We start from the raw sequence: 13,179 nt of genomic DNA, 5'->3' as shown, positions 1-13,179 counted from the left end.
TGCTATGCTTTTTGCTGCAAAGCGGTATTTCAGCACACAACAATAATACAAGGGAATTCAATGGAAAAGCCGGGCAATTATTACCAAAGCATCAACGTGGCATTGTTTCATCAAGTACCGGCAACGGCACTGCGCATCTTGGAAATCGGCTGTGCCGGTGGCAAGTTTGGCGCGGCCTTAAAAGAGCAAAATCCTGACCGTTACATCGTCGGCGTCGAGTATGTGCCGGAAATCGCGGAAGTCGCGAAAACGCGTTTGGATGAAGTGTATGCTTTCGACATTCAAAATAATGATTTGCCCGACAGCATTGCGTTGCAATCGTTTGATTGTATCGTTTGTGGCGATGTGTTGGAACACCTGACCGAGGCCACGGCGGTGCTCAGAAAGCTGTTGCCGTATTTGAAACCCGATGGTCAAGTCATCGCCTGTATCCCCAATCTGCAGCACTTTTCAGTGTTACAACAAATGTTGACGCAAAATTTCCAATACCACGGCGCGGGTTTATTGGACAAAACCCATGTCAATTTGATGACGCTGCCGAATATGTTCAAGATGTTTTTGGACGCGGGCTATGTGCCTGAGGTCAAACAAGCCATTTTCAATGGCGAAATGGATGCGGGATTTTTTGCCAGTTTGCAACCGGTATTGGGCTATTTGGGCACCGCACCGGAACATGCCAAAATCGTGTTTGAGGCGTTTCAATACATTGTTTCCGCCAAGATACAACATGCCAACCTCACTCGTGCACAGACTTGGCAAGACCAAGTCGACACCTTGCCGTGTACGGTAGCGGTAGCGATGAACAATGCCTTGCAATACAGCAACAATATCGCCGCTTCGCCGGAGTTGGCCAGCAATGACCAAGGCCACCAATTATTGCCGATGACAGGCGCACAAAACATGGCGCAAGCGTGGGAGCATGCGAAAGTGCATGCCGAGCACAATTACATTGTGTTGGTGCACCAAGATGTGTATTTGCCGGCAGGTTGGCTTGCGCAAGTGCAATATGCTTGGCACGAGGCTGAGGAGCAACTGGGCAAACCCGTGGCAGTAGTGGGTGTGGCGGGCATACGCAAAGTGGACGCCGACCATATCAGCCATTTGGGCTTGTGCATAGACCGACTCAAGACGTATGCGCCACCGGCACGGTTGCCTGAGCGCTGTGACTCATTGGACGAATTGGTGTTGGTGTTTCGCAAAGACCGTTTGTTGCCTGTGATGTCACCCGAGCTGGGGTTTCATTTCTACGGAACAGAGGCAGTGTTAAGAGCGCAAGAAGCTGGCTTTGAGGGGGTGGTGATTGATTTGCCGTGTTTCCACAACTCCTCACGTTTTGGCACCCACATGGACGATGAGGACTTGAAACAAAAAGCGCTGGCGTTTCACCACATCTGGCAACACCACATGCCGGTGTATACCTTGATTGCCCGAATGACATCCGAGCAAATTGCGTTCAATGAGTAAGAAGTGAGTATGACCACACCGCTGCGGTTTGTATTTTACGCAACGGTGTGGTTTTAAGGCAGTTTAAACGTCTGTGTAATCGGTTGGCCTTGGCTCATGTAGCTGACTTCAATTTTGCGAGCGGCCTGTAAGCGTTTTAAGGTTTTGTCACGGTCGGCACGCGTGGCCAACGGCACATCGTCCATCAAACCCACACCCACATCGGTATCGTTGTTCAAGCGTTCGCCATCTATGGTAATGTTGATGTTGCACAAGCCTTTTTTCGACATGTCGCACGAGGTATTGGTCAATACTGCTACCGCGTCGTTGTCGACATATTTCACCGCCAAACGTGAGGTGTATTCATCCGATTCCAAATACACCTCGCCCATGTCGGTGTCTTCTTGCCAGCCTTTTTGCACAAATTCCTGCAAGTATTGGTGTTTTTCCCAATCGCTGGTGGCAAACACGGTTTTTTTGAGCATGGGCCAAGCAATCGCCAAGATGATGCCCACCACCACCATGGTAATGCCGCCGTAAATAATGGTTTTGGTCAAAGCGTTATAGCGTTGCTGCTCGCGGATGTAGACCAAATTGTCCAGTTGTGACACCGGCTCCATGCTGACGCCATCGTGGTTTTTCTTTTGCAACACCCCCAATCTGACTTCGTCTTCACCATCGTCCAATTGCCATGCATCGGTGGCCGGCGTGGCCATGAAAAATTCAGGCTGTTGCTGTTTTAATTGCGCATCGTAGCGGCTGCGTATGACGGGATTGAGCAGCCATTGTTCGGCCTTGTCCAAAATGGCGGCATTGATGCTGCCCGTTTGGCGGCTGTTGCTAATGGCAGCTTCAATCTTGGCGGCATCAACATAGGGAGCGACATTGAGCAAGGCATACAAATTGATCATCGGGGACTGGCTCATGCGTCTCTCGTTGTTAAGGGTTGGAATTCGCCGCTGGGCAGCAAACGGTATTGCGCAAAGTCTTCAGCCAAGTGTACATGGCCATGGTAATAGCGCTTGGCTTCGGCCAATAAAGGCTCTAAGGCTTGTGCATCGCCATAACGGGCGCTGAAATGGGTCAAGACCAAATTCGGTATCGCCGCTTGGTAGGCAAATTCGGCAGTTTGTTTGGCTGAGCTGTGCATCGGAAACGCGCCCACTTTGTCGGCGATGTCTTGCGTGTACGTCGCTTCATGCACCAGCACTTGCACACCGTCACAAGCGGCCTGTAACAAACTTGGGCTGTCATTGTCGCCGCCAATTAAGGCACACACACGCTGTTCGTGTTGTTCCAAATACAGCGAGGCGGGGTAGTTGCGGCCTTCGTAATACACGTCTTGGCCGTTTTGCAACATGCCCCACAGCGGCCCTGCCGGCAAGCCGTGCGCAAACAAAGCATCGCGGTCGAGTTGGCGCACTTCGCGGCGGTGGCGGATTTTATAGGCATAACTGGGCACGCGGTGGCTTAAGGCCACGGCCGAAATTTCAAAATCATCGACATAAAAGCGCTCCTCCAGCAAAGTGGTGACATCGACAAATTGCAATTCAAACGACAAAAACAAATCGGTCAGCGCGATGGTGTGCTCCAGCCATTGCCACAAAGGCAGCGGTGCGATGATGGTCAAAGGTTGGGTGCGTTTGTTCAGGCCGGCACTGGCGAGCATGCCCGGCAAGCCATAACAATGGTCGCCGTGCACATGGGTGATGCATATCGCGCTTAAGGTATTGGCCGACCAATGCGTGTGCAGCAATTGCTGTTGTGTTGCTTCACCACAATCGATGAGCAGCCACGGCTTATTGGCGGTTTGGCCTACGGCCAAGGCGGTGACATTGCGGCTTTTGGTGGGAATGCCGGCGGAGGTGCCTAAAAATTGCAAATCTAACATGGTTTAGCCCTTGTGTTTGCTCTTGGCGCTGTTTTTCGGCTCACTGGCGCTGGCAGGATTGGCGCGCTCGAAAGTGAGGCTGATCATGTCTTTGGCTTTGGGAAAGCTGGCCGCAATGCTGCTGGCACCGCTCAATTCGTGCATCAAGATGGGCAATTGCTTCATGTCGTTGAATACCAAGCTGGAGCCAACGATTTGGGCATCAAACGTGCGCGGGTTGTTGCCATCGAAGATAAAGGTGACGGCGCAGTTTTGGTTGCCGCGTTCGCCGCAGTCTATGCGTTTATTCGACGGCAACAGCATTACTGGCAAGTCTTGGGTGGCATTTTTGTAAATGGTGAGCTTGGTATTGGCTTGCTCTTTGGCGCTTAAGAAGGTTTCGCCCTCCAGCTGCTCCCATGTCGGCCAATCTTCAGGCAGGCGGCGCTCGGCCGTCATTTTTTGCAAGGCGGTGATTTGTTCGTTTTGATGCAATTGCACTTGCGCCATTTGCCACAAGACCGCTACCAACACGCCGGTGATTAACAGGCACAACAGCAAACCCAGCCAATGGCGTTTGCCCATTTTGTGTACCGGCGCTTCGGCATAAGCGAGCGTGCTGTTGCCGCCGCTGGCCAAGGCAACCGGTTGTTGGTACACGGCGACGTGTTGTGAGCGCTGGGCGGTGGTGGCGGGCAGCGATTGTTTGCGTTCGCTTTCGGCCAAGGCCGCTTGCCAATCGGTGGTGGCCGTGCCTTTTTGTTTGGCGCGCGACAAAGCCCGATTGTATTCGGTGCGTTTATCGGCCTGTAACAAGTAAAAGCGTGCCGATTGCAACACCTTACTTGATAAGTCCCCTTGTTGTTCGGCTGCGTCTATCGCTTCGGCTATGGCGGCCACGGTCGCGATTTCTGACACACCCAATACTGCATATAAATTCAGCATCATATTGATATTATTCTGGTGTAATCGTGGTATCAGGTTATGGTATGCACGTATTCCAAGCATGCCCTGACATCATACTCGACACTGACAAGTTTGCGCCACAGTGATATAGTTTCGCCCATCACATCGTTGCAGGGGAACGCACTTAACGCGTTGAGAAAGACGGTACGTCTGACCCTTTGAACCTGTCGGTTAAGACCGGCGTAGGGAGCAAGTGTCCCATTTGTAAGCTGTTTCAGGCTTACAGGCCACATGATTCATCACTTTGCACGGTGTTGGTTTTTTGTCTTTTTGAAAAGGTAACCAACATGAGTTTGAACCACATCCGCCGTCATGCACCATTGGTGCATTGCATTTCCAATATTGTCGTGGCCAATTTCAAAGCCAATGGCTTGCTCGCCATCGGCGCGTCTCCGGTGATGGCCGATGCGCCCGAAGAAGTGGCGCAAATGGTCGCCATTGCTGGCGCCTTGTCCATCAATATGGGCACGCTGAATTCGGAGTCGGTCAAAGCCATGCTGGCCGCCGGTAAAGCCGCCAATGCCTTGGGCACGCCAGTGGTGTTTGACCCGGTCGGCGCCGGCGCGACCGAGTTTCGCCGCCAAACCGTGCGCGAGTTGATGCGCGAGGTCAAACACACGGTATTGCGCTGCAATGTTGGCGAATTGGCAGCGGTGGCTGAAGTGCCGTGGCAGCAAAAAGGCGTTGACAGCGGCGACGGCGATTTGGCCGTGGTCGAAGTCGCCAAGCAAGTGGCGCAACGCTATGGCGTGGTGGTGGCGGTCACAGGGGAAACCGACATTGTGACCGATGGCGAGCGCGTGAGCGAAATCAGCGGCGGCTCGGCGCTGACACCGTTGGTAACAGGAACGGGCTGCCTGTTGAGTGCGGTGGTGGCGGCAGGTTTGGTCGGCAGCGACGATGCTTACACCGCCACAGTAGCGGTGTTGCAAGACTACAAACGCGTGGCCGAAATCGCCGCGGCACAGAGCACGCAAGTCGGCGATTTTCAAATCGGCTTTTTAAATGCCTTACAGCAAGTATCTGTGGGAGTTGCCGCATGAATGTGACCATGACCATCGCTGGCTCGGATTCGGGCGGCGGCGCCGGCATACAGGCCGACTTAAAGACTTTTCAAGAATTAAACACTTTTGGCACCTCGGCGATTACCGCCTTAACCGCGCAAAACACTTTGGGCGTGACCGGCGTACACGCGGCACCACCAGAATTTGTGTTGGCACAAGTGGATGCGGTATTGGCCGATTTTGAAGTCAAAGCCATCAAGACTGGCATGTTGTTTTCGGCCGACATCATCGAGGTATTGGCCAAGCGTTTGCAAGACTATCGCGGCGTGTTGGTGGTCGACCCAGTGATGATCGCCAAAGGCGGCGCGTCTTTGCTGCAACAACAAGCGGTGGCGGCGATGCGCACGCAATTATTGCCTTTGGCCACGGTCATCACGCCGAATATTCCCGAAGCCGAAGTCTTAAGCGGCCTGAAAATCAACCATGCCGACGATATGGTGGCGGCAGCGCAAGTGTTGCTGGATTTGGGGGTAAAAAATGTGGTGATGAAGGGCGGCCACAGCCAAGAAGAAATGGCGCGCGATTATGTGTTTTTGGCCGATGGCCGCCGTTTCAGCATGGCAATGCCGCGCATAGACACGCCGAATACCCACGGCACCGGTTGTACTTTCTCGGCTGCTTTGACCGCATTTGTGGCGCAAGGCTTGGCCTTGCCTGAGGCGATGGTTGAGGCCAAGCGCTTTATTCACTTGGGCATTGTGCACGATTTGCATTTGGGCCATGGCCACGGCCCGACCAACCATTTTGCTTACCAACAATTCAAGGGCGAATGCGAGGTGGACTGTGTTTGGGCGTGAACAATTGAAGCTGTATTTCATCATGGGCAGCCAAGATGTTGATGGGGATGTACAGGCCGCATTGAACATCTTGCGCACCGCCTTGCAAGACGGCATTACCTTGTTTCAATGGCGCGAAAAAGGCGCAGGCAGTTTGTATGGGCAAACAGCAACGTATGAGCAATTCGCGCGCGATTGTTTGGCCTTGTGTCGGCAGTACGGCGTGCCATTTTTGGTGAACGACGATGTCGATTTGGCGCTGAAACTGGATGCCGAAGGCGTGCACATCGGCCAAGACGATGGCGACATCACCGCCATGCGCGCGCGCATTGGCGACAAAATCTTGGGCGTGTCGGCGCACAGCGTGGCTGAAGTGCACAGTGCTGAAGCAGCGGGTGCGGATTATGTCGGCTTGGGGCCGATTTATCCAACCGTTTCCAAAGCCGATGCCAACGCACCCACTGGTTTGAGTTGGTTGGAAGAGGCGCGCGCAGCGTTTCCACAGCTGCCCATCGTTGCCATTGGTGGCATCAATTTAGAGCGCGCGCCGGCGGTGTTTGCCGCCGGTGCCGACGGTGTTGCGGTGATTTCGGCGATTTGCCGACACCCTGAGTTTGTGGCTGAGTTTCAAGCCTTGTCTTTGTAAGCCTAAAGCAATCAATAAGCGGCCTGTAAACGATTTACAGGCTGCTTATTATGTTTACAGGCCACAAAAGACAATACACAGCGTTTCAATAGCGGTAAGTATTGAGGCGCAATACCCGCAGCGACAAGAGCACTTGCGCCAACAATACGCCTACCAGCAGCCAGCGCCAATCCGAATAGCCTTGCCACGCCACCCATGCCGCCAACCCCAGCGCCATGCCGCACCAGACTTTGGCTTGGCTGCGGTGGCCATCGCTGTAACGACCAATGGCGATGGTGGCGATGGTCAGCGCCACCACCCACACCGCGGTTTGTAAGTGTTGCCAACGGTATTCAAACAACACATAGTAAATCACGGTCAGAAACAGCGCGATGCCGGCACTGGCCACCAATAAGGGCGAAGTGGCTTGTTGTCCCAACAATTGGCGCAGCGGCGGGCGCAGCCCCAATAAGCGCCGCAGCGGCCATTGGTTGGCGACATACGGGTCGTGGGTGTGCGGAAAACTGGCGCCATACGACATGGGCACATCGGCTTGTGGGGTTTGAAAAGTGCCAAACAGTCTGTCCCACACATTGAAGCAACTGCCAAAATTGCGGTTCAAATACGGCGCTTGCTGCGCGTGGTGCACACGGTGGCTGTAAGGGGTGACCAGAATTGTATCGAGCAGGGTAGGTTGGGTATAGAGGCTGTTGTGGTTGTAAAACTGGATGGCGTAATGCGCCACCGACACGATGAGAAACTGCGTGGGCGTGAAACCGAGCACCGCCATCCACGCAAAAAACGGGATGGAACTCAAAGACGAATACCACGAATTGCGTATGCCCAACGATAGGTTGAAGTCTTGGCCGGTGTGGTGCACCAAGTGTATTGCCCACAGCAAACGCGATTTGTGGTGGCAATAATGCAGACAGTAAAAACCGAAATCCCACGCCACAAAAGCCAACAGCCACTGCGCCCACAGCGGCACAGCATCGACCACATGCCAATTAGCATAATGAAACACCAGCCCATACACCCACAACTCAACGCCGCGAAACAGCCACAGCAACACATGGCCAGAATTAAGATTGAACACCATGTCCAGCCACGGCGCGCTTTGGCGTTTCACCCACTGGATGTAGGCCAATTCCAGCACCACCATGATGAGCATCAACAATAAGGCGATGGCAAGATAATTCATGTTTTCACCTTGTAAGAGAGTGGGCGTGTGCCGTGCAAATAGGCAGCGCCAATATAGCAGAGTGTGCCCAGCGCCATGCCGGCGGCGACATCAATGGCGAAATGACGTTTGCACGCCAAGATGCTGAACAAGATGCAGCCATACCATAAAAGTATTGCCCAACGCGGCTTACAGGCCGCTTGTGGCGATTTGAGCCAGGCTAAGGCCACCATGGTGGTCAAACTGGCGTGCAGCGAGGGCAGGCAGTTTTGCGGTGTGTCCATTTGGTGCCACCATGCCCAAAACAGGCCGCTATGAGTTTCAAGTGCGATGCTGCTGGGGTAGGCCAAGGAAGTGGGAAAGGCAATGAACACCAGCGCCGACAACACACCACAACATTGAAATGCCACGCGCAAAGTGGGCAAGGCGCTGCGCTCCAGTTGCATAAAACCATACGGAATGAACGCGAAAAACGACAGATACACAGGCATCCACAGTGGCTGTAAACGGATGGCTTGGTCTAGCGCCGACGGGCTTAACACCCAAGGCGACGCCGTAGGCCACAGCGAAGCCAGTGTGTAGCAAGCGCCAACACAGCCCCAAGCCCACAGCAATTGCCAACAACGGTAAGTCCACATGGTCGTGATGTCGTGAGGTTCAGATGTTGCTAGGTGTAGCAAGAGCCATACCTGTGCGGCAAGGTTTTTGTGGGGCAGTAGTGGCGGGTGCTGCTTGTGGTAGTGTTTGCTGGGTGGGTGTTGAGTCGCTCAGATAAATGATGTGTATAAACAAGAAATAAGCGGCCTGTAAGGCTTACAGGCCGCTTATTATTGATGCTGTGAGGTAGGACGATGTTATCAATCACGCCGTGCGTTTCGCCCCTGCCACACACACCACTGCAAATAAAGTCACCACAACCATGCCGAAGTTCACCGTTTCCCCTAGCAGCAGCGCCGCCAAGGCCAAGCCCATAAACGGTTGCAACAATTGCAATTGTCCCACCGCAGCGATGCCGCCTTGCGCCAAGCCTTTGTACCAAAATACAAAGCCAATCAACATGCTGAACAAAGACACATAGGCCAAGCCCCACCACGTGTTGGCGTTGATGGCGCTCACCTCATCGGGCCACGACCACAGCGCCAATGGCAACATGATGGGCACAGACAGCAATAATGCCCATGAAATGACCTGCCAACCACCGAGCGCATGTGACAACTTAGCCCCCTCGGCATAACCCATGCCGCACACAATGATGGCGGCCACCATCAAGGCATCGCTGTACCACGGCGCGCCGTCGCTGTTCATCAAGGCATAGGCCGCAACGCTGGCACCGCCGACCACGGCAAACAGCCAAAACCACAGCGATGGGCGTTCGCCGCCGCGCCATACCGCAAACATCGCCGTGCACAAAGGCAGCAAGCCTATGAACACAATGGTGTGCGCCGAGGAGGCGTGTTGTAAGGCCAAGGCGGTTAATAAGGGAAAGCCTAAGACCACGCCGATGGCGACCATGCCCAAAGATGCCCATTGCCGTGCTTGTGGTCGTGCTTGTTGCAAGAGCTGCAATAACAGCGCGCCCAGCGCGGCGGCGATGCAAGCGCGAGCGCCGGTGACAAACCACGGTGACAATTGCTGTACTGCCACGCGGGTGGCGGGCAAAGAGCCTGAAAAAATGGCCACGCCAACCATGCCATTGAGCCAGCCCAGAGTGTGTTGTTTCATCATGTGTTCCTGTGTTGTGTGTGTTCACAGTAAATCATGCTCAGCCACGCCAAAACAGCTACAATCCAATACAATTTTAAAGAACTGTATTGGTGTTTGACCCATACAATTGCAGTCATGCTTTCCAATCACACCAGCGAGTCAACGATGAACACAACTACAGGCCGCATCGCCCAAGTGATGGCGCATGTGCGCACCCAAATACACCAACGCAGCTTGGTCACCGGTGCGCGTTTGCCGTCGGTGCGGGCGCAAGCACAATTATTGAAGGTGTCGGTGTCGACGGTGGTGGAAGCGTATGAGCGCTTGGTGGCCGAGGGGCTGATTTTGGCCAAAGCGGGCTCGGGTTATTATGTGCAAGGCAGTGTTGCCCCACTGGATTTGCGCCAAGCCGGTGCACCGCAAGACCGTGCCATAGACCCGTTGTGGATTTCGCGCCAAGCCTTAGAAGGCGATGCGCAGATGTTGCGCCCAGGCTGTGGCTGGTTGCCACCGCAATGGTTGTTTGAAGACGGCATGCGCCGCGCTTTGCGGACGGTGGCGCGTGCTGAGGTCGACAGTTTGAGCGAATACGCGACGCCTTTGGGTTTGCCGCCACTGCGTTTGCTGTTGGCCAGACGCATGGCGGCGATGGGTTTGGAAGCCACGCCTGAGCAAATTGTGTTGACCGAATCGGGCACGCAGGCGATAGACTTGATTTGCCGCTTGTTTTTACAAGCCGGCGATACCGTCTTGGTGGACGACCCGTGCTATTTCAATTTTCATGCCTTGCTCAAGGCGCATCGGGTCAAGGTGGTTGGTGTACCTTATACCGAACATGGGCCAGATTTGCAGGCGTTTCAGGCCGCTTTGCTTGAGCATCAACCGCGTTTGTACGTCACCAATGCAGGCATACACAATCCGACCGGCGCGACCTTGTCGCCGGTGGTGGCGCACCGCCTGCTCAAATTGATTGATGGCAGCGATTTGGTGGTGGTTGAGGACGATATTTTTGCCGATTTTGAATTGACAGCGGCGGCGCGCTTGAGTGTGTTTGATGGTTTGGAACGCGTCATCCACATCGGCAGCTTCTCCAAAACCCTGTCGGCGTCGGTGCGTGTCGGTTACATCGCCGCCAAACCCGAATGGTTAGAGGCTTTGGTGGATTTGAAAATTGCCACCACGTTTGCCGGTGGGCGTTTGGCGCAAGAATTGGTGTGGCACGCGCTCACCGACAGTGGCTACCGCAAACACGTGGAGGCGATGCGCGTGCGCTTGGCGCAGGCGATGCAAATCGTGGTGCCCAAACTGCAAGCCTTGGGCATAGAGCCGTGGCTGTTGCCGTCTGCGGGTATTTTTGTGTGGTGTCGTTTGCCAGCGGGCTGTGATGCGGCGCAAGTGGCGCAAGCGTGTTTGCAACAAGGGCTGGTGTTGGCGCCGGGTAATGCGTTTAGTTTGTCGCAAAATGCCGGCGACAGTCTGCGTTTTAATGTGGCGCAGTGTTTGGATGAGCGTGTGTTTGCGGTATTGGCGCGGGTGTTGACGGCAAGTAATTGAATCCACACGCAGGCAAGGCAAGAGCAAACTTACAGGCCGCATCTGTCTGGCTTTGGGTTTGGGCAGGCAAATGCGGCCTGTAAACCTGTTTTGCATAATTGGCAGCAGTCGAATGAATGCGGTTATAATGGCGAACTTAACTTTCCGCGTACCCAAGGAGCCACAGTGGCCAAAGCACATTATCCGCACCCGATTTTAGCCCGAGAAGGCTGGCCATTTATCATCGTCACCGTGGTGGCGAGTCTGTTGATTACCTGCATGTTTGGCGCATGGTCGTTGCCATTTTGGTTGATTACCGCGTTTGTGGTGCAGTTTTTCCGTGACCCAGCGCGCGAAACCCCGAACGATGCCAATGCCATCACCAGCCCTGCTGACGGCCGCATCGTGGTGATTGAAAAAACCCAAGACCCTTACCGCCAATGCGAAGCCTTGAAAATCAGCGTGTTCATGAATGTGTTCAATGTGCATTCCAATCGCGCACCGATTGAAGGCACGGTAGAGCGCGTCGAGTATTTTGCCGGCTCTTTTGTCAATGCCGATTTGGACAAAGCCAGTTTGGAAAACGAGCGCAATGCGGTATTGATGAAAACCGATAGCGGTCGCGACATCACCTTTGTGCAAGTGGCGGGTTTGGTGGCGCGTCGCATCTTGTGTTACACCAAAGTGGGCGACCATTTGTACCGCGGCCAACGCTATGGCTTTATTCGCTTCGGTTCGCGTGTGGACTTGTATTTGCCGGTAGACGCGCAAGCGCAAGTGACCATAGGCGAAAAAGTGTCTGCTTCCACTACCATCTTGGCACATTTGCCAGCTCAAAACGCTGATTAAGCGGCCTGAAAACCCACAATGACTCAATACCAAATGGATAACAGCACGGTGCGCCCAGAGCGCATCGTGCTTTTGGCAGTGGATTTAACCGATTTCGCCGGCAACCGTGTTGTGCGCCAAAACGACTTTCAGGCCGCTGTGGCCGAAGCCAAAGAGTTGATATGCGCCACCGGCGGTGAATTGGTGGAAACCGTCACCTGTCAAAAAGACAAACCATCGCCCGCCTTGTACATCGGCAGCGGCAAGGCCGAAGAAATCGCCGACATCATCGTCCAAACCGAAGCGGATTTGTTGGTGGTGAACCACCCATTGACGCCAACGCAAGAGCGCAATTTGGAAAAAGTGTGCCAATGTCGCGTCATCGACCGCGTCGGTTTGATTTTGGACATTTTTGCCCAACGTGCGCGCACGCAAGAGGGCAAATTGCAAGTGGAGTTGGCGCAGTTAACCCACTTGTCCAGTCGCTTGGTGCGCGGCTATGCGCATTTGCAAAGCCAAAAAGGCGGCATAGGCATGAAAGGGCCGGGCGAGACGCAGTTGGAAACCGACCGCCGCTTAATCGGCAACAAAATCACCCGCTTGAAACGCGAGTTACAACAGGTGAAAAAACAGCGTCAGACCCAACGCAAAAGTCGTAATCGCAATGGCACACCGACTTTCGCACTGGTCGGCTATACCAATGCCGGCAAATCCAGCGTCTTCAACCGTCTGACCAAGGCCGATGTGTTGGCCAAAGACCAATTGTTTGCCACGCTGGACACCACCGCACGGCGCTTGTATTTGGGGCCGAATGCCAATGTGGTGCTCACCGATACCGTCGGTTTTGTGCGCGATTTGCCGCACGAATTGGTGGAAGCGTTTGCCGCCACTTTGGAAGAAACCGCCGAGGCCGATGTGCTGTTGCATGTGGTTGACCGTTCGCATGCGGAGTGGTCGCGCCAAATCGACGATGTCAACGAGGTGTTGAACCAAATCAGTGCCGAAAACATCCCATGCTTATTGGTATTGAACAAAATCGACTTGCTGCCAGCAGAGGCGGCCTTGCCCGCAGGTGCGGTGCTCAATGCGCAAGGCGGCGTGGTGGCGATGCACATATCGGTGCATAATGGCGAGGGCTTGGCAGATTTGCGCCAGTGGATGGCGGAACAAGCACAATCTTTATAAGGACG

12 protein-coding genes, 1 pseudogene and 1 riboswitch are annotated in these 13,179 nt (G+C 54.2%); of the genes and pseudogenes, 7 read left to right on the top strand and 6 right to left on the bottom strand.

The genetic code is table 11. The features are described 5' to 3' along the window. Window positions 1-60 precede the first annotated feature (60 nt). A complete protein-coding gene (locus BN3003_RS17830; RefSeq protein ID WP_058357959.1) occupies window positions 61-1,464 on the top strand; it encodes a class I SAM-dependent methyltransferase in 1,404 nt (467 codons plus the stop codon). Window positions 1,465-1,517: 53 nt separating this feature from the next. Here the strand turns inward: BN3003_RS17830 and BN3003_RS17825 are convergent, their stop codons facing one another. Genes BN3003_RS17825 through BN3003_RS17815 form a run of 3 tightly spaced genes read right to left on the bottom strand, consistent with a single transcriptional unit; the run spans window position 1,518 to window position 4,261 of the window. Further along, window positions 1,518-2,369, bottom strand: a complete 852-nt coding sequence (locus tag BN3003_RS17825) for a hypothetical protein (protein WP_147645464.1) — start codon at window positions 2,367-2,369, stop codon at window positions 1,518-1,520. After that, a complete protein-coding gene (locus tag BN3003_RS17820) occupies window positions 2,366-3,334 on the bottom strand; it encodes a ribonuclease Z (RefSeq protein WP_058357957.1) in 969 nt (322 codons plus the stop codon). The genes BN3003_RS17825 and BN3003_RS17820 overlap by 4 nt, the downstream gene beginning before the upstream one ends. 3 nt (window positions 3,335-3,337) lie before the next feature. Next, the gene (locus tag BN3003_RS17815; protein WP_147645463.1) at window positions 3,338-4,261 is read right to left on the bottom strand and encodes a hypothetical protein; all 924 of its coding nucleotides are present in this window, start codon (window positions 4,259-4,261) and stop codon (window positions 3,338-3,340) included. A 120-nt stretch (window positions 4,262-4,381) separates the two neighbouring features. Beyond that, a riboswitch (TPP riboswitch) is annotated at window positions 4,382-4,485 on the top strand. An 81-nt stretch (window positions 4,486-4,566) separates the two neighbouring features. On the opposite strand from BN3003_RS17815, the gene thiM reads away from it, so the two are divergent. From thiM to thiE, 3 genes are read left to right on the top strand one after another with little or no spacing between them, the layout of a single operon-like run. Then, window positions 4,567-5,322 carry a hydroxyethylthiazole kinase gene (gene thiM / locus BN3003_RS17810; RefSeq protein WP_058357955.1) on the top strand — a complete coding sequence of 252 codons (756 nt, stop codon included), beginning with the start codon at window positions 4,567-4,569 and terminating at the stop codon, window positions 5,320-5,322. Next, window positions 5,319-6,140 (top strand): bifunctional hydroxymethylpyrimidine kinase/phosphomethylpyrimidine kinase, encoded by an 822-nt coding sequence (thiD, locus tag BN3003_RS17805; protein WP_058357954.1) that lies wholly within the window; start codon window positions 5,319-5,321, stop codon window positions 6,138-6,140. Before thiM ends, thiD begins: the two co-directional genes overlap by 4 nt. Further along, complete coding sequence (gene thiE / locus BN3003_RS17800) at window positions 6,127-6,765, top strand: thiamine phosphate synthase (protein ID WP_234333121.1); 639 nt, start codon at window positions 6,127-6,129, stop codon at window positions 6,763-6,765. Before thiD ends, thiE begins: the two co-directional genes overlap by 14 nt. Before the next feature lie 85 nt (window positions 6,766-6,850). On the opposite strand, the gene BN3003_RS17795 is transcribed toward thiE, so the two are convergent. From BN3003_RS17795 to BN3003_RS17785, 3 genes are all read right to left on the bottom strand, one after another. Continuing rightward, on the bottom strand, window positions 6,851-7,945 hold the full coding sequence (locus tag BN3003_RS17795; RefSeq protein WP_058357953.1) for a sterol desaturase family protein: 1,095 nt from the start codon (window positions 7,943-7,945) through the stop codon (window positions 6,851-6,853). Next, on the bottom strand, window positions 7,942-8,562 hold the full coding sequence (locus tag BN3003_RS17790; RefSeq protein ID WP_058357952.1) for a phosphatase PAP2 family protein: 621 nt from the start codon (window positions 8,560-8,562) through the stop codon (window positions 7,942-7,944). The genes BN3003_RS17795 and BN3003_RS17790 overlap by 4 nt, the downstream gene beginning before the upstream one ends. A 223-nt stretch (window positions 8,563-8,785) precedes the next feature. Next, on the bottom strand, window positions 8,786-9,649 hold the full coding sequence (locus tag BN3003_RS17785; protein WP_199822609.1) for a DMT family transporter: 864 nt from the start codon (window positions 9,647-9,649) through the stop codon (window positions 8,786-8,788). 144 nt (window positions 9,650-9,793) lie between these two features. Here BN3003_RS17785 and BN3003_RS17780 point away from each other — a divergent pair, with 144 nt between their 5' ends. From BN3003_RS17780 to hflX, 3 genes and pseudogenes are all read left to right on the top strand, one after another. Further along, entirely contained in the window at window positions 9,794-11,182 is a 1,389-nt protein-coding gene (locus tag BN3003_RS17780) for an aminotransferase-like domain-containing protein (protein WP_058357950.1), read from the top strand. A gap of 165 nt (window positions 11,183-11,347) precedes the next feature. Beyond that, window positions 11,348-11,998: pseudogene (locus BN3003_RS17775) on the top strand (phosphatidylserine decarboxylase); the annotation flags it as partial. A 30-nt stretch (window positions 11,999-12,028) separates the two neighbouring features. After that, window positions 12,029-13,174, top strand: a complete 1,146-nt coding sequence (gene hflX, locus BN3003_RS17770) for a GTPase HflX (RefSeq protein ID WP_058357948.1) — start codon at window positions 12,029-12,031, stop codon at window positions 13,172-13,174. The last annotated feature ends 5 nt before the right edge of the window (window positions 13,175-13,179 follow it).

Origin of the sequence: Vitreoscilla massiliensis (assembly GCF_001457815.1) — a bacterium.
Classification (GTDB): domain Bacteria; phylum Pseudomonadota; class Gammaproteobacteria; order Burkholderiales; family Neisseriaceae; genus Vitreoscilla; species Vitreoscilla massiliensis.
Note: the sequence above shows the minus strand (reverse complement) of the source record. Positions and strands in the feature narration are given on the sequence as shown.